Origin of the sequence: Kitasatospora sp. NPDC092286, assembly GCF_044755565.1 — a bacterium.
Classification (GTDB): Bacteria; Actinomycetota; Actinomycetes; order Streptomycetales; family Streptomycetaceae; genus Kitasatospora.
Genome location: NZ_JBIVRD010000002.1, coordinates 326,781 through 344,042 on the forward strand (window position 1 = coordinate 326,781; position 17,262 = coordinate 344,042).

General features: G+C 71.2%; 19 protein-coding genes. 10 read left to right on the forward strand and 9 right to left on the reverse strand.

Annotated elements, in window-relative coordinates:
- Positions 1–32: 32 nt before the first annotated feature.
- Positions 33–1,460: an aldehyde dehydrogenase family protein gene (locus ACIQIB_RS04170; RefSeq protein WP_400756545.1), complete on the reverse strand. Its 1,428-nt coding sequence runs from the start codon at positions 1,458–1,460 to the stop codon at positions 33–35.
- 250 nt (positions 1,461–1,710) lie between these two features.
- Positions 1,711–2,217, reverse strand: a complete 507-nt coding sequence (locus ACIQIB_RS04175; RefSeq protein WP_400756547.1) for a DUF6624 domain-containing protein — start codon at positions 2,215–2,217, stop codon at positions 1,711–1,713.
- A 406-nt stretch (positions 2,218–2,623) separates the two neighbouring features.
- On the opposite strand from ACIQIB_RS04175, the gene ACIQIB_RS04180 reads away from it, so the two are divergent.
- Positions 2,624–3,625, forward strand: a complete 1,002-nt coding sequence (locus ACIQIB_RS04180) for a class I SAM-dependent methyltransferase (protein WP_400649288.1) — start codon at positions 2,624–2,626, stop codon at positions 3,623–3,625.
- Between the two features lie 89 nt (positions 3,626–3,714).
- On the opposite strand, the gene ACIQIB_RS04185 is transcribed toward ACIQIB_RS04180, so the two are convergent.
- From ACIQIB_RS04185 to ACIQIB_RS04195, 3 genes are read right to left on the reverse strand one after another with little or no spacing between them, the layout of a single operon-like run.
- Positions 3,715–3,912, reverse strand: a complete 198-nt coding sequence (locus ACIQIB_RS04185) for a hypothetical protein (RefSeq protein ID WP_363611677.1) — start codon at positions 3,910–3,912, stop codon at positions 3,715–3,717.
- The gene (locus ACIQIB_RS04190; protein ID WP_363611679.1) at positions 3,909–4,193 is read right to left on the reverse strand and encodes a hypothetical protein; all 285 of its coding nucleotides are present in this window, start codon (positions 4,191–4,193) and stop codon (positions 3,909–3,911) included. Before ACIQIB_RS04190 ends, ACIQIB_RS04185 begins: the two co-directional genes overlap by 4 nt.
- Positions 4,190–4,642, reverse strand: coding sequence for an ATP-binding protein (locus tag ACIQIB_RS04195; RefSeq protein WP_363611681.1), 453 nt, complete (start codon positions 4,640–4,642; stop codon positions 4,190–4,192). The genes ACIQIB_RS04190 and ACIQIB_RS04195 overlap by 4 nt, the downstream gene beginning before the upstream one ends.
- A gap of 311 nt (positions 4,643–4,953) precedes the next feature.
- Here ACIQIB_RS04195 and ACIQIB_RS04200 point away from each other — a divergent pair, with 311 nt between their 5' ends.
- The 7 genes from ACIQIB_RS04200 (at position 4,954) to ACIQIB_RS04230 (ending at position 9,354) form a co-directional block, all read left to right on the forward strand.
- Positions 4,954–5,799, forward strand: coding sequence for a helix-turn-helix domain-containing protein (locus tag ACIQIB_RS04200; RefSeq protein ID WP_400756549.1), 846 nt, complete (start codon positions 4,954–4,956; stop codon positions 5,797–5,799).
- Positions 5,796–6,014, forward strand: a complete 219-nt coding sequence (locus ACIQIB_RS04205; RefSeq protein WP_363611685.1) for a DUF397 domain-containing protein — start codon at positions 5,796–5,798, stop codon at positions 6,012–6,014. Before ACIQIB_RS04200 ends, ACIQIB_RS04205 begins: the two co-directional genes overlap by 4 nt.
- 167 nt (positions 6,015–6,181) lie before the next feature.
- Entirely contained in the window at positions 6,182–6,385 is a 204-nt protein-coding gene (locus tag ACIQIB_RS04210; RefSeq protein ID WP_363611688.1) for a DUF397 domain-containing protein, read from the forward strand.
- A 45-nt stretch (positions 6,386–6,430) separates the two neighbouring features.
- Positions 6,431–6,634, forward strand: coding sequence for a DUF397 domain-containing protein (locus ACIQIB_RS04215; protein ID WP_363611690.1), 204 nt, complete (start codon positions 6,431–6,433; stop codon positions 6,632–6,634).
- Between the two features lie 117 nt (positions 6,635–6,751).
- Positions 6,752–6,937 (forward strand): DUF397 domain-containing protein, encoded by a 186-nt coding sequence (locus tag ACIQIB_RS04220; RefSeq protein WP_363611692.1) that lies wholly within the window; start codon positions 6,752–6,754, stop codon positions 6,935–6,937.
- A gap of 128 nt (positions 6,938–7,065) precedes the next feature.
- A complete protein-coding gene (gene lysA, locus ACIQIB_RS04225; protein WP_363611694.1) occupies positions 7,066–8,421 on the forward strand; it encodes a diaminopimelate decarboxylase in 1,356 nt (451 codons plus the stop codon).
- Positions 8,422–8,430: 9 nt separating this feature from the next.
- Positions 8,431–9,354, forward strand: a complete 924-nt coding sequence (locus tag ACIQIB_RS04230; protein WP_363611696.1) for a LysR substrate-binding domain-containing protein — start codon at positions 8,431–8,433, stop codon at positions 9,352–9,354.
- Between the two features lie 72 nt (positions 9,355–9,426).
- On the opposite strand, the gene ACIQIB_RS04235 is transcribed toward ACIQIB_RS04230, so the two are convergent.
- Complete coding sequence (locus ACIQIB_RS04235; protein WP_400756551.1) at positions 9,427–11,064, reverse strand: M4 family metallopeptidase; 1,638 nt, start codon at positions 11,062–11,064, stop codon at positions 9,427–9,429.
- A gap of 563 nt (positions 11,065–11,627) precedes the next feature.
- On the opposite strand from ACIQIB_RS04235, the gene ACIQIB_RS04240 reads away from it, so the two are divergent.
- Positions 11,628–11,777 carry a hypothetical protein gene (locus tag ACIQIB_RS04240; protein WP_400649269.1) on the forward strand — a complete coding sequence of 50 codons (150 nt, stop codon included), beginning with the start codon at positions 11,628–11,630 and terminating at the stop codon, positions 11,775–11,777.
- 202 nt (positions 11,778–11,979) lie between these two features.
- Entirely contained in the window at positions 11,980–13,236 is a 1,257-nt protein-coding gene (locus tag ACIQIB_RS04245; RefSeq protein WP_363611702.1) for a hypothetical protein, read from the forward strand.
- A gap of 703 nt (positions 13,237–13,939) precedes the next feature.
- Here the strand turns inward: ACIQIB_RS04245 and ACIQIB_RS04250 are convergent.
- Genes ACIQIB_RS04250 through ACIQIB_RS04260 form a run of 3 tightly spaced genes read right to left on the reverse strand, consistent with a single transcriptional unit; the run spans position 13,940 to position 17,258 of the window.
- Positions 13,940–14,857 carry a serine hydrolase gene (locus tag ACIQIB_RS04250; protein WP_363611704.1) on the reverse strand — a complete coding sequence of 306 codons (918 nt, stop codon included), beginning with the start codon at positions 14,855–14,857 and terminating at the stop codon, positions 13,940–13,942.
- Positions 14,854–16,494 (reverse strand): amidohydrolase family protein, encoded by a 1,641-nt coding sequence (locus tag ACIQIB_RS04255; protein ID WP_400756554.1) that lies wholly within the window; start codon positions 16,492–16,494, stop codon positions 14,854–14,856. The genes ACIQIB_RS04250 and ACIQIB_RS04255 overlap by 4 nt, the downstream gene beginning before the upstream one ends.
- Complete coding sequence (locus tag ACIQIB_RS04260; protein WP_363611780.1) at positions 16,494–17,258, reverse strand: amino acid ABC transporter ATP-binding protein; 765 nt, start codon at positions 17,256–17,258, stop codon at positions 16,494–16,496. The genes ACIQIB_RS04255 and ACIQIB_RS04260 overlap by 1 nt, the downstream gene beginning before the upstream one ends.
- Positions 17,259–17,262: the final 4 nt, after the last annotated feature.

Below are 17,262 nucleotides of genomic sequence, written 5' to 3' on the forward strand. Positions count from 1 at the left end.
GGGCCCGGCCGGGCCCGCACCCCACAAATCGGCTAGTACTGAAGCGACTTGTACTGCAGGAACTCCTCCAGCCCGTGTCGCCCCAGCTCCCGGCCGAGCCCCGAGTTCTTGTAACCGCCGAACGGCGCCAGCGGGTTGAAGCGCCCGCCGTTGAGGTCCACCTGCCCGGTGTCCAGGCGGCGGGCGAACGCGGCAGCGGTGTCGGTGTCCGCGGCCCAGACGCCGCCGGCCAGTCCGTACTCGGTGCCGTTGGCCAGTTCGGCGGCGTGCTCCTCGTCACGGTAGGCGAGCACGGCCAGTACCGGGCCGAACACCTCCTCCTGGGCGACCGTCATGTCGGCGGTCACATCGGCGAGTACCGTCGGCCGGACGTAGAAGCCGGTGGCCAGGCCCTCGGGGGCGTCGGCGCCGCCCGCGACGAGCCGGGCGCCCTCGGCGAGCGCGCCGGTGATGTAGCCGCGCACCCGCTCCCGCTGGCGGGCGTTGACCACCGGCCCGATCCGGGTCTGCGGGTCCGCCGGGTCGCCCGGGGTGTACTTGGCGGCGGCCCGCTCGGCGATCGCCACCGCCTCCTCGTACTGGTCCTGGTGGACCAGCAGCCTGGTCCACGCGCTGCACGTCTGGCCGGAGTTGGCGAAGACGTTGGCCACGTTGACGTTGACCGCCCGGGTGAGGTCGGCGCCGGGCAGCACCACATTGGCGGACTTGCCGCCCAACTCCAGTGCCACCCGCCTGATTCCGCGCCCCGCGGTCTCGGCGACCGCCCGGCCGACGGCGGTCGACCCGGTGAACGAGACCACGTCCACGCCCGGGTGCCCGGCGAGCGCCGCCCCCGCGACCGCGCCGGTGCCGGTCACCAGGTTGAACACCCCCGCCGGGAAGCCCGCCCCGTGGACGAGCCGCGCGAACAGCCGGGCCACCAGCGGGGTGTCCTCGGCCGGCTTGAGCACCACCGGACAGCCGGCGGCCAGCGCGGGGACGACCTTGGCCACGATCTGGTGCAGCGGGTAGTTCCACGGCGTGATCGCCGCGACCACGCCGGCCGGTTCGGCGAGCACCACGGAGTTGCCGATCCGCTCCTCGAACGGGTACTCCGCGAGCAGCGTGAGGTAGGAGCCGGTGACGGCCAGCGGCAGCCCGGCGTGCACGGCGGTGGCGAAGCCGACCGGCGCGCCCAGCTCGGCGACCACCGTCTCGGCGATCTCCTCCTGCGCGGCGGCCAGGCCGTCCCGCAGCCGGGTCAGCGGCGCCAGCCGCTCCTCACGGGTGGTGGCGGCCCAGGCCCGGGCCGCCCGTCGGGCCGCGGCGACGGCGGCGTCCACATCGGCCGCGCCGCCGGCCGGGACGGCGGCGAGCGGCTGCTCGGTCGCCGGGTTCAGCACCGGGATCGACCCGGTGTCGAGGGAGGGCCGCCAGGCGCCGTCGATGTACTGGTCGCCGTACTCCGCGTACTGCTGCACCGGTTGGGTCCTCTCGTCTTCTCGGCCGCTCGATGGGCGGCGCTGGTCAGGTGCCAGTCAAGGCGGACCGGGTGCGTCGGCGCAAGAGTCGATCATGTGACCGACCGGCGTGCGGGCGGTGTTCGCACGCCGGCCGGGCGCCGTTCGTACCGTGGCCGGGCAGGGTTCGCACCCGGACCGGCCGCGGTGGTGTCCTCCCTGGTCGGGCCAGGTGTCGGCGTGGCCGTCGGGGGCGCCCCCGGCCGGGTGCTCAGCGCGGTGCGAACCGCGCGGTGTACTCCTCGAACGGCTCGATCCCGACCTCCGCGCGCCGCTCGTCCAGCCGCTCCGGGTCCTCGCACGGCCAGGGCACCGGCCGGCCGTCCGCCACCGCGCCGATCTGGGTGCCGTACCGCTGCTCGCGGCCCTCGTTGACGGCCAGCCGGTCGGCCAGGAAGGCGAGGTCCCGCGCGCTCGCCGCGCCGGCCGCGACCGCCTCCGTCATCAGCGCCACGGCCCGCCGCTGCACGTCGAGCTGGCGGTCCGCGTGCTGTGCGACCAGCCAGGCGGCGCGGGCGGCGTCCGTGCCGGCCAGCGGTTCGGACGGCCAGCCGTGCTCCGTCATGATCTCGTTCAGCCGGTCGCCGTGCCGGGCGGTCAGCCGCCGCCAGACCGCCTGCTCGGCGAGGTCCGGGCTGTTGGCGAGGTGGGCGGCGCCCTGGTCCTCGGCCGCCATCCGCAGCAACTCCTCGGCCAGTGCCCGCTCCGGTGCCTTCATCCGCTCCGCTCCCAGCTCTCCGGGCCCCTTCCGGCGGGGCCGCCCGCCACCACCGTAGGCGCGGCCGGCGCGACGAAGATCGTTCCCGTTGATGGTGACAGCCCGGGCACCGGGGCGGCAGGATGGAGGAACCGGTCCCGCCGGATGATGCGTTCACCACGCGGCCATGAAGTGGCGAGTTGCGAAACTCTTCTGTCCGAAACCTCCTCACGGCTGATCAGTCGGCGGTAGATTGCAGCGAACTCGGGCGCGCGGGAATACCGTTGGCAACCGGTCCGAGCGGTGTGCCCGTGTCGGGCCGGAGGCTGCCCCGGACGGCCGGCGGGGAGAGCCTCCCCGCCGACCCGTGGATCCGCGTCAGAGAGATCGTTCGCAAGGGTCGTCCGTACCGCGTAAGGAGCATCCCGTGACCGACGCCGCGTTGACCGCCGAGCAGCAACGGCCCGCAGAGCCGGCCTCGCTCAATGACGTGCCCGGCTGGTTCTGGGAGCACGACCGGCACCTCTTCGAGTGGTTCCTGAACCGGCAGGAGAAGGCCGGGGTCACCGGTGACCTGCTGGAGATGGGTGCCTACCTGGGGCGCAGCGCGATCGTGATCGGCTCGCACCTCCAGCCCGGGGAGGCCTTCACGGTCTGCGACCTGTTCGACTCGGACGCCCCGGACGACGAGAACGCGGCCGAGATGGACGCGTCCTACCGGAAGACGCTGACCCGCTCCGCGTTCGAGAACAACTACCTCGCCTTCCACGACCGGCTGCCGGAGATCATCCAGGCGCCCACCTCGACCCTGGCCGGCGGCCGCATCCCGGCCGGGGCGTTCCGCTTCATCCACATCGACGCCTCGCACCTGTACGAGCACGTGGTCGGCGACCTCCAGGTGGCCCGGACGGCGCTCCGGTCGGACGGCGTGGTGGTCCTGGACGACTACCGCTCGCAGCACACCCCGGGGGTCGCCGCCGCCACCTGGGAGGCGGTGTTCAACCACGGCCTCAAGCCGATCGTGCTGACCGAGGGCAAGTTCTACGGCACCTGGGGCGACCCTGAGCCGGCCCAGCGCGACCTGCTGGACCGGATCGGCCTCGCCAAGGGCTGCGAGCTCGCCAACGAGGCGCTGAACGGGCAGCGGGTGCTGCGGATCTTCGGCACCTCGGAGGGCATCGGGCCGGTCCCGGCCTCCCGCCACCACGACCGGCTGGCCGCCGAGGCCGCCCGCCGCGAGGCCGAGCGGACCGCCGACGAGGCCCGCCGCGAGCTGCGGCGCGAGCAGGAGCAGGCGGCCAGGGACCTCGCCGACCGCCGGGCCCGCGCCGCCGAGCGCCGCCGCCCGGCCAACGTGGCCAAGCGCGTCGCGGGTGACCTGCTCCCGCCGGTGGTCACCTCCGTGATCCGCCGCGCCCGCCAGGGCTGACGGCCGGGCTTCAGTACCTGCCGTTTCGCACACAGCCGCGTGGCCCACCCGGGCCGCGCGGCTGTTGCGCGTTCCTGCCCGCCGATCGGTCAGTGGGGTCCGTTGGCGATGCTGTCCCGCAGCCGCTGCCTGATCCGTTCCGAGGCCTCGGGCAGCCACTGAGCCAGTTCGGCTTCGAAGCGGCGGCGTTCGGCACGCAGGAGGCGGGCGAGCGGCGACCGTGAGCAGTGGAGGAACCACCGGTTGCCCGGTTCGTGGCGGAGCCAGGAGTACACGCGGCGGATCACCGGTCAACTCCCGGGACGGTCCAGCGGATGCGCAGGTGGTGGGCGCTTTCGGGGAGGATCACCGGCAGGGACAACGGGCCGGTGTGGTTGAGGTGTTCGACGATGAACCGTTCGGCGCTGGGGCCGGTGAGGTAGCGCTCGAACCACTCCCACTGGGGTCTGCCGAGGGGGCGGAACTGGAGGGAGAACCAGAGCGAGGAGAGGGCTTTGGGGAGGAGGAAGTAGGTCGTCGGCGGCATGATGCCGGTGATCTCGGCGGTGACCAGGCGGTTGTCCCTCACGCGGCACTCTCCTCGGAGCCGGCCGCGGACTCCGGGGTGATCTCAGCCCAGATGATCTTTCCCACGTGTTCGCGCGGGCAGCAACCCCACTGCTGGGAGAGCGACTTGACGAGCAGGAGACCACGCCCCGACTCGTCCTCTCCGGAAGTCGTGCGGAGGATCGGCCCGCGTTCGGCCCGGGCGTCGTGCACCTCGATGCGGAGGCGGGAGCCGTCGACGGAGAGCGCCAGCCAGATGCGGTTGCCGGGCGGCGTGCCGTGGACCACGGCATTGGTGACGAGCTCCGAGACCAGCAACAGCCCGGCGTCGGCGAAGCGCTGACCGTGGGGCAGGCCGGCGAGCAGCTTTTCGAGCGCTCGCCGGGCCTCCTCCGGCGAGCGCTTGCTGCGCGGCAGCCAGCAGCTGGTGGAGGCGGAGGGCGGGGGAGGGCAGTTGAGGGCTTCGGGCATGGCGGAGCCACCTTCAGGGAGTGGGGTAATAGGTGACGGCGACGGCCGGGCGGTGCTTCAGGGCGCCAAGTGCACTGGCATGGGGGTGCTGGCGAGCATGGCGCAGACTCCGGCATGATGTGACCGTCTGTCAGCTTTCCGTTACGGGCAGCATGGAGCATGGCTCGGGGCATTTGCAAGCCATGTCGAGCAAATATGAAAACTTTCACTCCATCGGGCAAGGTGCCACCTCTAGGCTCACGGTGGTGGTGGCGGAGCATCACCAAAGCCATGCACACTGGTCCATGGACAGCTCTGGAGGGTTTACGTAGATGGCAGTTGCAGTGCCGGCCGTGCGCTACCGGCGCATCGCGGCCGAGCTGAGAAGGCTCCGCGAGCTCAAGAACCTGTCAGCCGAAGAGGTGGCAGCCCAGGTCGACGGCGTCAACCTGGTGAAGCTCAGTAGGTATGAGAACGCTCGCGTCCAGCTGAAGCCGGACGTCGTCCGTTCGCTCCTCGACTTCTACCAGTGCGACGAGGAGTTGAAGGAAGTCCTCGTCGAGATCCTCCGGGACAAGCGTCGACCGGGGTGGGTGGCCGGCTTCGAGCAGTTGAACCCGCTCTACACCGACCTGATCCGGCTGGAAGAGACGGCGGCCGGCATCAAGTCCTACGAGTCGGCATACATCCCCGGACTGCTCCAGACCCGCAACTATGCCCACGCCATCATCTCCAGCGGAGTCATCAAGAAACCGAGCGTGGAGGAGCGGGTTGATGTGCGGATCAATCGGCAGTCCGTCCTGACGCGGGCTGACAATCCGCTCAAGCTATGGGCTGTCATCCACGAGTCGGCGCTGACCATGGGTACGGCACAGGGTGTGATGCTTGATCAGCTCGACAAGCTGCTTCATTTCAGCAGGCTCCCGAACGTCAGCATCCAGATCATGTCGGCCATGGCTCCGCCGCATCCTGGAATGACTGGGCCCTTCTCCCTCCTGGAGTTCCGGCAACGGGACCTCGACCTGGTTCTGCTGAGTGGAATGTTTGGCGGCAACTGGGTTGAGGATCCGGATCATGTGGACATCTATCGAGGCGCCTTCGACGAGATCATGGCGACAGCCTTGGATCTCGACCAGTCGCTCAACCTCATCACAGAAAAGAGAGACAAGCTCAAGTGACCCACTACCCCGTCGCCTCCGCCCTGCCCGTGACGTGGCAGAAAGCTGCTGCCAGCGACCCGAACGACAACTGCGTCGAGTGCGGCACTTTGCAAGGCGCCGTCGTGGTCCGGGACAGCAAGGACGCCAGCGGCCCCGCTCTCGCCTTCCCCGCCGACACATGGCGGGCGTTCGTGGCCGGCGTCCGTATCGGTGACTTCCCCTCCGGCTGCTGACCCGCCCGGCTTCAACAGCCCCTGCGCCGAACTGGGCGCAGGGGCTGTTGTGTTGCTTCGGCGTGGGGTGCGACGCTGTATCGAAGTTGGCAGTCGACGCGGCTCTCGTTCAACCGCGTGCTCTGAGAACTCCTACGTGGAGAAGGAAAGAGACAGGGAGAGTGAGCATGATCGAGCTGGTGAGCCCATTCAAGAAGTCGTCGTACTCCACCCAGGCGGGGGAGTGTGTGGAGGTAGCGGACTTGGTGGACGGTGGCCGGGTCGTTCGGGACAGTAAGGACGCCAGCGGCCCTGCCCTCGCCTTTCCTGTCGACGCCTGGCGGGCGTTCGTGGCCGGCGTCCGAGCCGGGGACTTTCCCTTCGGTTGCTGACGAACACCCATGCCGAGAACAAGGCAAAGAAGAGGGAGGGTGAGCATGATCGAGCTGGTAACCCCGTTCAAGAAGTCGTCCTACTCCCAGCAGGGGGGTGAGTGCGTCGAGGTGGCAGGCCTCGCCGACGGCGGCCGGGCCGTCCGGGACAGCAAGAACCCCAGCGGCCCTGCCCTCGCCTTCCCCGTCGACGCCTGGCAGGCGTTCGTGGCCGGATTCAGCGCCGGAGATTTCGCCGTCGACCGCTGACCTTCCCGGTTTTCTGCGGCCCCGCGCCGGAGCTCGGCGCGGGGCCGGTTCCACCTCGTCCTAGAGCAGAGGAGACATGTTCAAGTGGCCTACTATCCCGTAGCCTCCGCCCTTCCCGTGAAGTGGAGGAAGGCGCGCGTCAGTAACCCGAACGACGACTGCGTGGAATGCGGCCCGCTGGAAGGCATGGTCATGGTCCGCGACAGCAAGGACCCCAGCGGCCCCACCCTCGCCTTCCCCGCCGACGCCTGGCAGGCGTTCGTGGCTGGCGTCCGAGCCGGGGACTTTCCCGCCGAGCACTGACCCGCCCCCACCACCCCCCTCCCCCCGAGCATCGAAATCGGTACGGCTCAGGGGTCGAAGAATCCGCTTTCCCGGTCCCTCCCCGCCCCCCGAGGATGGCAGGTGAACCAGCCTGCCCGGGAGGAATCGTGTCGCCACTGTCGCCAGCCCAATCAGCCCTCGGCCCGGGGCTGTTGCCGCTCACCGCCGAGGCCGGACCCGATGGGCTGGCCGTCGGCGGGCTCCTGCTCGACGATCTCGCCGAGCAGTACGGGACCCCGCTCTTCGTCTACGACGAGGAACACCTGCGCCGGCGCTGCCGCGAGGCCGTCGCCGCCTTCGGGCCCGGCAACGTCGCGTACGCGTCCAAGGCGTTCCTCTGCACGGCTATGGCCCGCCTCGCCCATGAGGAGGGCATGCTGCTGGACGTCGCCTCGGGCGGCGAACTGCGGGTCGCCCTGCACGCCGAGGTGCCGCCGGACCGGATCGTGCTGCACGGGAACAACAAGAGCGACGCCGAGCTGCGCACCGCGATGGCCGTCGGCCTGCGCCACATCGTCGTGGACAGCTTCGACGAGCTGGACCGGATCGAGCGGCTGCACGCCGAGGAGGGCCTGCCGCCCGCCCGGGTACAGCTGCGGGTGGCGCCCGGGGTGGCGGCCGGCGCCCATGCGGCGATCCAGACCGGCGGGCACGACTCCAAGTTCGGCTTCGGCCTCGCCGACGGCACCGCCGACGCCGCCGTGCTCCGGGCCACGAACTCCCCGGCCGTCGTCCTGGAGGGCGTCCACGCGCACGTCGGCTCCCAGGTGCTGAACGCCGCCGAGCTGGCCAACGGCGCCGCCGCCCTCGCCCGCTTCGCCGTCGCCCGTGGTGTGCGCCGGCTGACCGTCGGCGGCGGGCTGGGCGTGGCCTACCTGGGCGGGCAGAGCGCGCCCTCGTTCGCGGCCTGGGCCGAGCGGGTGCACGCGGCCGTGCGCGGCGCGGGCTGGACGGGAGAGGTGGGCGTGGAGCCGGGCCGTTCGATCGTCGCGCGGGCCGGGCTGACCCTGTACCGGGTCGGCACGATCAAGGACATCAAGGACGTCCGGACGTACGTCAGCGTGGACGGCGGCATGAGCGACAACATGCGCCCCGCACTGTACGGCGCCTGCTACGAGGCGTTCCTGCCGCGCTGCCCCGAGGCGCCCCGCCCGCTGCGGGCCCGGCTGGTCGGCAAGCACTGCGAGAGCGGCGACGTCATCATCGACAACGCGGCGCTCCCGGCCGACCTGAGCGTGGGGGACCTGCTGGCCACCCCCGTCACCGGCGCCTACGGCTACGCGATGGCGTCCAACTACAACAAGCTGCCCCGCCCGGCGGTGGTCTTCGTCCGCGACGGCGCGGCCCGCCTCGTCGTACGGCGCGAGACCGAGGAGGATCTGCTGCGCCTGGACGTCGAAAACGGACCGGATGATTCCGAAAACCTGGCCCTGGTGGCTGCGCGACGGTCGCATGCGTCCTAATCTGGCCCGATGCTGAACAGCGCCCGTCTGCTCGTCCTGCTGGAGATCGCCCGCCGGGGCACCATCGTGGCCGCCGCGCAGGCCCTGCACCTGAGCCCGTCCGCCATCTCGCACCAGCTCGCCCGCCTGGAGCAGGAGCTGGGGGTCGCGCTGGTGGAACGGGCGCCGCAGTCGCTGCGGCTGACCCCGGCGGGCGAGCGGCTCGCCGACCACGCGCAGGCGATCGCCGATCTGATGGCCGTCGCCCAGGACGACCTGCGGGCGCATTCGGAGGGCACCGCGGGCGTGCTCAGGCTGGGCTTCTTCGCGTCCGCGGGGCTGGATCTGCTCCCGCGGGCGCTGGCGGCGTTCGCGGTCCGGCACCCACAGGTCGAGCTGGAGCTGATCATGGGGCAGCCGCACGAGCTGATTCCCGATCTGGAGGCGGGCCGGCTGGATGCGGCCGTCGTCTTCGAACACCCGCTGGACCCGTGGTGCCGGCAGGCGGCGGTGGACGTCCAGATGTACTTCGACGAGCCGCAGCTGGTGGTGGTGCCGCTGCGGCACCGGCTCGGGCGGCGCTCGCTGGTGCGGCTGGCCGAGCTGGAGGGCGAGAGCTGGATCGGCACGCACGGCGGCAGCACCGGCGAGCCGGTGCTCGAACGGGCCTGCGCCGCCGAGGGGTTCCGCCCCCGGGTGCGCTGCCGCAGCGACCACTACCAGGTGACGATCAACCTCGCGCGGGCCGGGATGGGCGTCGCGCTGATCCCGGCGCTGGGCGTGGCCGACAGTTCCGGGGTGCACGTCTGCCGGCTCGACCACCCGCGGCTGCACCGGCGGATCGGGGTGGCCACCCGGGCCACCAACCGCAACCCGGTGCTGCGGGCCTTCCTCGTCGAACTGCGCGCGGCCGCCGGGGAGGTCAGGTCACTGCTGGAGCTGCAGTGGTCCTGACCGCCCCGGCGGCCTCAGGCCCTATACCCGTCCGACGCCCTGGCCGTCCGGCGCACAACCCGTCCGACACGCCTAGTTGACGTTCACCGCGCTCCAGGTGGCCGCCACCGCGTTGTACTCGGCGCCGCCCTGGCCGTACAGGTCCGCCGCCGCGCTCAGGGTGGCCGCGCGGGCGCCCGCGTAGTCGGTGGTGGAGGTGAAGTAGACGGTCAGCGCGCGGTACCAGATCTGCGCGGCCTTGTCCCGCCCGATGCCGGCCGGCGTCGAGCCGTCGGCCGTCGGGCTGTTGTAGCCGAAGCCGTTGACGGTCTTCGCACCGCTGCCCTCGGACAGCAGGTAGAAGAAGTGGTTGGCCACGCCCGACGAGTAGTGCACATCCAGGTTGCCCACGTCCGCCGACCAGTAGTCGGCCGACTGGCCGTCCTTGGAGGGCTGGTCCATGTAGCGCAGCGGGGTGCCGTCGCCGTTGAGGTTGATCAGCTCGCCGATCCAGTAGTTCGGCGGGTTGGAGGGCAGGTCGGCGTACCACTCGACCATCGTGCCCATGATGTCGGAGGTGGCCTCGTTGAGGCCGCCGGACTCGCCCGCGTAGTTGAGGCCGGCGGTGGCGGCGGTGACGCCGTGGGTCATCTCGTGGCCGGCCACGTCGATCTCGGTCAGCGGGTGGCTGTCTCCCGAGCCGTCGCCGTAGGTCATGCAGAAGCAGTTGTCGTCCCAGAACGCGTTGGTGTAGTTGGTGTCGTAGTGCACGCGGCTCGCGGCGCCGACGCCGTCGTTGCGGATGCCGTTGCGGGTGAAGGCGCTCTTGTAGAAGTCCCAGGTGGTCGCCGCGCCGAACTGGGCGTCCACGGCGGTCGATTCGCGGTTGGAGACGGTTCCGTCGCCCCAGCTGTTGGTCGGGTTGGCGAACAGGGAGCCGTTGCCGGCGGTCCCGTTGTTCATGTCGCTGGTGGACTGGCCGCCACGGGTGTCGTCCTGGAGCCGGTACTGGCCGCCGCTCTGGACGGTGTTCAGCTGGACGCTGCCGACGAAGACGCCGTTGCCGGGACCGGAGACGGTCTGCACCTGCTCGTGGCTGGAGAGCACCTGGCCGGTGGTCGCGTCGGTGACCAGCAGCTGTCGGCTCGGGGTGCGGTTCGCGCGCACGCCCTCCACGACGGTCCGGTACGCGAGCCGCGGTTTGCCGTCGCTCGCCCACACCACCAGCTCCGGCGTGCCGGTCCGGTGCACCTGGGTCAGCGGGGACTCGTCGGCGTCCCCGGTGATGCCGACGGTGGCCCGTATCGCGCCGGTGGCCTGCGCGGCGGCCTGGTCGACGGGGATCCGCGGGGTGAGGCTCGGCAGGCTGATCCGCGCGGAGACGGCCTTGTCGACCTTCTTCACCGAACCGTCGGCCTTCTGATGGACCACCAGATCGCCACCGAGCACCGGCAGGCCGGCGAAGGTGCGCTCGAAACGGAGGTGGCGGGTGCCGTCGGCGTCCACCACGGCGTCCTTCGCGACCAGCTTCTCCTGGCCGCCCAGCGCGAGGGCCTTGGCCAGCGGTCCGGCCTGGCCGTTCGCCAGCGCGATCATGGCGGCGTGCTGCCGGGCGGCCTGCGCCTGGAGGGCGGGGGCCGGGCCGGCCTGGGCAGTGGCGCTCACCTGGACGACACCGGTGAGCAGGGCGGTGGCGGAGAGCACGGCGACGGTCGCAAGCTTTCGCTTCACGTGCGAGTCCTTCCGGGAAACCGCGTCGGTACGCGGTCGCACCACGTCCCCGGGGCCGGGTCGGCACCTGTGGGGCGGAACGGGCGCTGACGTGCTGCGCCCCGTACGGTCGAGCGGCAGAGCACCGGGGGTGGGGGTGGTGGCTACCGAACGGGACTGGCGAGAAGCATGACAATCCGGCATTTGAAATGACAGGCCCGGCTCAGGCATTGGCCAGGTCTCGCCAGCCGGGGAAGGCCTCCGACGGGGTGACAGAACGGGTCAAACACACCCGCTTTGCCGTGGGTTTCCGTGCGAACCGCACCGCCCCGCCTGCGCTGATATCTGATCCATCGTCAGACATTCGACGATCATGATCGAGCTGGCGCCGTTTTACACGACTGTAGAACTTCCGATACGGAGTCTTGACGTCCGCTTGGCGAGGTCCCGCCACCGGCCGCCCTTGTCCACCGTCAGGACGTCTGCTACACGCGCGGTTCCGGAGCCGGACCGCGGTCGTGGGCGGTCGGCGAGCTACGGTCGTCGCCGGATGCGGCGGTGGTGTTCGGGCAGGGGAGGTCGGCATGGCCGAGATCGAGGTCCCGGGGCCTGAGCCGGAGTGGGAGACGGCTCCGTCGCACCAGGGCGGGAAGCGCAATCCTGCGTTCCGGCAGAGCATGTGGGAGTTCGCCGCCATTGCGGTGATCTTGCGAGGACGTCACCCGTTTGAGTGAGTTCGCAGTCATGCGGCTGTGGTCGATGAAGCCTTGCGAGGACGATCGACCTTGGACCGCCCGATTCTGCTGAATTCCCAACAGGGTTAGGTCAATGATCGACGTCGGCAGGACAGGACGGAGGCCCCGATTGACGACCTCAAAGACCACGCACCGGCGTTCCTTCGGTAGGATCGCGCGCTTGTGTCGCATGGTCGTTGCAGTGGCGATTGCGATGCTCTCGATCGGCGCAGGCAGCGTCGCGCGGTCTGCCCCACTGTCTCCGGCGCCGTCGCAACCGGGTGTTGCGGCGTCGCCTGGCTGCGAGACATTCTTCCCGTCGCCCTACGAGGTGTGCGGCGCGATCCTGGACAAGTACAAGGCGCTGGGTGGCCCACAGAGTTTCCTACTGCTGCCGAAGTCCAACGAAAGGCCGGCGCCGGACGGCGCCGGGGCGTTCTCTGAGTTCGTGGGCGGCAACATCTACTGGTCGCCCTCAACAAGCGCGCACCCTGTCGCTCATGACTTCCTCACCAAGTGGGGACAGTACGGGTACGAGGCCGGGTTCATGCGATACCCCACCACCGACGAGATCGTGCTTGGCGACGGCGTCAGCCGCCGTCAGGAGTTCGAGGGTGCGTCTATCTACTTCAGCTTCGTCACCGGTGCGCACGAGGTGCACGGTCTGATTCGGCAGGCATGGGTTGATCTCGGGGCAGAGACCAGCTTCCTGGGCTTCCCCACTTCCGATGAACAGGACACCCCACCCCAGCACAGCCCCTGGGGCGGCCGCGAGAGTCTGTTCCAGACCGGAGTGGTCACCGCGAACCTCACCAACAACTCCACCCACGTCGGCAACTGGTCGATTTATCCCACGCCGGCTCCGGCAGGGCTGACGCGAACCATGCCGACGGCGGACCGCCTGCCCGCCCTGCGTGCACAGGACCTACCCGAAGCCACGGTTCCGACCGGTCGTGCGGTCAAAGCGGGCGACGGGTGCCCGGAGGGAACGACCGATTACAGCAAGATCAACAAAGCCGAATGGAACTGCGAGAGCGTCTCGGAGGACCTGAGCTACTACGAGGTGATGCTTCGCAAGGGTGAGGCGCGCGGAGCGCGTATCGATGACGACAGTGCTGAACCGGCCAAGACGGCGGGATTCGGACGGCTGCACGCGGGCGAGGACCACAACATCGGGCCCCACACGATCCAGCTCATTGCGCGAGACTCGCAGTACTGCTCGCCGCTGGGCTACCAGAATCGATGCTCGTACACGATGGCGTTCCATTTCGACAAGGACTTCATCGACAACATCACCGTAGTCGTCCAGCAGCACGCAGACACCGAAGGCAGGTCACCCGACAGCCATGACCTCGGAGTCGTCACCGCGTACTGCGGGATCGGTAATCCCGCCGACCACCGCAGGGGCTACTGTCGCGATGACATCCCCCCGCCGTTCAACGGCGGCAAGAAGCACTGACACACCCGCAGCCGTCGCCGGGACAAACGGGCTTCAGCACCCTGTGGAAATCTGTGGTGGTGCCCGGAACCGGGGCGTGTACGGCGTTCAAGGCCCGGAACCCTGGAACGCGATCCCTCGAAATATCCCGAAGCGGAGACGAGCTTGCGGGATTCCCTGCCAGCAGGGGTTTGGACCTTTCTCGCCGTATTTGATGCAGAGCGCGAAAACCGTGGTCAACCAACGCTGGAGTTCGACACGGAGGTGCTGACATGGGGGTCCCGGGGGTGGTAGCCCGGGCCCCCATGCTACTGGCTCGCTGCCTTGCGGTCTGGGCAAGTCCCCGATTATCCATCAGATGGACCGCCTCGGAGCGCCGGGCACGGCGTCTGCAACAGCACAGCGGCCTATTGCTTGAGCCCGGTGAACCCATGCGGTCACAGCACTGGCCGAGCAACTCCGACGCCGGACCGTGGTCGTGGGCGGTCAGTGAACCGGTGACGAGCCGGCCGGTGGCGCGGTCGTGCCGGACCGCCCGGGTCGTCGCCGGGCGGTCTCCGGCCGACCGGGCGATGGCGCCTCCGACGCTCCGGCCGCCGTGCCGTTCGAGGCCGAACCGGCCTTCGCGGGTGCCGTTGACGGACTCGATCAGCCGGCGGACGGACTTTCAGCAACCCCCGCCGGGACGTGGGGCGCCCCGACCCGGCTCACGCCCCGACCCGGCTCACGCCCCGACGCGAGGCCGTACCGGCCGTAGCGCGCAGGCGGCCAGCGCCCGCCCCACCTCGCGGATGGCGTGCACCGCCGCCCGCTCGGTGCTGGGGCCGAGCGCCGTGTCCCAGTGCGCGATCACCGCGTAGGCGATCCGGCGCGCGCCCACGACGACACCCGCGTCCGCCCGTACCCCGGTGTCGGTGCCGGTCTTGTTGGCCACCAGCAGGCGGCCCGGCAGCGGCTCGGGGAAGCAGGGCGCGTACGGGTCGTGGTCGATCAGCGCGGGGACCAGACCGTGGTCGGTGTTGGACCGCATCCAGTCCAGCAGCCGGGCCGAGGCGGCCGGCGAGGCCATCTCGCCGCGCACGGCCAGCGCGACCAGCCGGGCGAGGTCCCCGGCGGTGCCGGTGGCGAACACCGGCGGCACGCCCGGCCCGCGTTCGTCGCGCACCCGGTCGTGCAGGGTGAGCCGGGCCAGCCCCAGCTCCCGGGCCAGCCGCCCGGTGGCGGGCAGGCCGACCAGCCGCAGCAGCGCGTTGGTCGCGGTGTTGTCGCTGACCGAGGCGGTGAGCCAGGCCAGGTCCTCGACCGTCCAGCCGGGGCGGCCGAGCCGCCGCAGCAGCCCGGTGCCGCCCGTCACATCGGTGTCGGTGATCTCCACCGGCCGGCCGGCGTGCAGTTCCCCGGTGTCCAGCCGCCGGGACACCTCGGCGAGCAGCAGCAGCTTGGACGCGCTGGCGACCGGCAGCACGACATCGGCGTCCACGCCGACCGTCCCGTCACCCCCGAAGCCGCCACCACCGTCGTCGAAACCGCCGCCGCAGCCGAACCCTTCGCCGACGGCGTCCACGTCCACGGCGGCGACGGCGAGGGTGAGCGGCAGGGCCGCCGCACTGCGGGCGGCGGCCGCCACCTGGGCGAGACTCATCGGACCCGCACCACCTCTCCGGCCCGCACCGAGGTGGGCCGGCCGTCGCGCACCGCGATCCGCCCGGCCACCACGACCGTGTCCACGCCCTCCGGTGCCAGCAGCGGCCGCTCGAAGGTGGCGGCGTCCCGGACCGCGTCCGGGTCCAGCACCACCAGGTCGGCCACCGCGCCGTCGCGGATCACCCCGCGGCCGGTCAGCCGGAACCGTTCGGCGGGCAGCCCGGTCATCTTGTGCACCGCGAGTTCCAGCGGCAGCAGCCCTTCGTCGCGGCCGTAGTGGCCGAGCACCCGGGCGAAGCTGCCCGCCCAACGGGGGTGCGGGCGGCCGGGTTTGGGCACCCCGTCCGAGCCGATCATGGACAGCGGGCTGGCCAGGACCCGGCGGACGTCGTCCTCGCGCATCGAGTGGCTGATGATGGTCACCTCTCCCTGCGAGTCCAGCAGCAGGTCGCAGACGTACTCCACCGGGTCGAGCCCGCGGTCGGCCGCCAGGTCGGCGATCCGGTGGCCCTCGGCCGAGCGGCGCGCCGGGGCGGCGGCCACCGCGATGAGGTCCCAGCCGCCGTTGCCGACGGTGTTCTCCCAGCCCGCCACGCCCTGCGCGATGTCCGTCCGGATCCGCTCGCGCACCTCCGGCCGGCGCAGCCGCTCCAGCAGCGCGGCCACCCCGCCCTCGCTGGTCCACGGCGGCAGCATGGCGTGCAGCACGGTACTGCCCGCGGTGTACGGATAGACGTCGCAGAGCACGTCGATCCCGTCCGCGCGGGCCTGCTCCAGCCGGGGGAGGGTGCGCAGGGTCGCGCCCCAGGCGTGCCGGCCCGCGGTCTTGTGGTGCGACACCTGGAGCGGCGCGCCGGACCGCTCGGCGATCTCCAGCGCCTCCTCCAGGGCCTTCTCCACCTGCGACATCTCGTCCCGCAGATGGGTCACGTACGGCTTGCCGTGCCGCGCGGCGACCCTGGCCAGCGCGACGATCTCCTCGGTGTCGGCGTAGGTGCCCGGCGGGTAGATCAGCCCGGTGGAGAGCCCGGCCGCGCCCTGGGCCAGGGCCCGGTCGAGCAGTTCGCACATGGCGGCCAGCTCCTCGGGCCGGGGCGGGCGGGCGTCGAAGCCCATCACCCCGGCGCGCAGCGTGCCGTGACCGACCAGCGAGGCGATGTGGTTGCGCCGCAGCTCGGGCCGCTGGCCGGCGGCGAAGGCGTCGAAGTCCTCGGCCGGCCGGACCGGCCCGATGCCGAAGGTCACCCGCAGGTGTTCGGCCAGCTCGGGCAGCCGCTGCGGCAGCGCGGGGAAGAGACTGCTGCCGCAGTTGCCACTGATCTCGGTGGTGACGCCCTGGAGCAGCGGGGCCAGCCGCAGCTCCTCGACGGCGTCGTCGTCCGCGGCCGTGTGCGCGCCGACCGGTGCGGCCAGCGCGTCCGAGTGGGTGTGCACATCGATGAAGCCGGGGGTGACGACCCGTCCGGTGGCGTCCACCGTCCGGGCCGCGGCCACGGCGGTGCCCGGCGGCAGGACGGTGACCCGCCCGCCGGAGACCGCGAGGTCGGCCGGACGGGCGGCGGCGCCGGTGCCGTCCACCAGGGTGCCGCCGCGGACCAGCAGTTCCACGTCGGAGATGCCCACGATCGCCCCCATCACAGCACCGTCGAGAGAAAGGCCCGGGTGCGCTCGTGGCGCGGGGCGGTGAACACCTCGTCGGGCCGGCCGGCCTCGACGACCGCGCCCTGGTCCATGAAGAGCACCCGGTCGGCGACCTCGCGGGCGAACCCCATCTCATGGGTGACGACGATCATCGTCATCCCGCTGCGGGCCAGGTCGCGCATCACCCCGAGCACCTCGCCGACGAGTTCGGGGTCGAGGGCGGAGGTGGGCTCGTCGAAGAGCATCACCGTGGGCTCCATGGCCAGCGCGCGGGCGATCGCCACGCGTTGCTGCTGGCCGCCGGAGAGCTGGCCCGGGTAGTGGTCGGCGCGGTCGGCCAGCCCGACCCGGCGCAACAGCTCGCGGGCCTGCTGCTGGGCCTCGGCCCGGTTGCGGCCCTTGACGGCGACCGGGCCCTCCATCACGTTCTGCACGGCGGTACGGTGCGGGAACAGGTGGAACCGCTGGAACACCATGCCGATCCGCTCGCGCTGGCGGCGGATGTCCCGGGGCCGCCGCTCACGCAGCCTGGCTCCGGCCGGGCTGCCGTGCGGCTCGTAGCCGACCAGCTCGCCGTTGACCGCGATCCGCCCGGCGTCGATCTTCTCCAGGTGGTTGAAGCAGCGCAGCAGGGTGGACTTGCCGGACCCGGAGGGCCCGATCACACAGAGCACCTCCCCGGCGCGGACCTCCAGGTCGATGCCGCACAGCACCTCGGTTTCGCCGAAACGTTTCCGCACGCCGCGTGCTGAGAGAATCAGG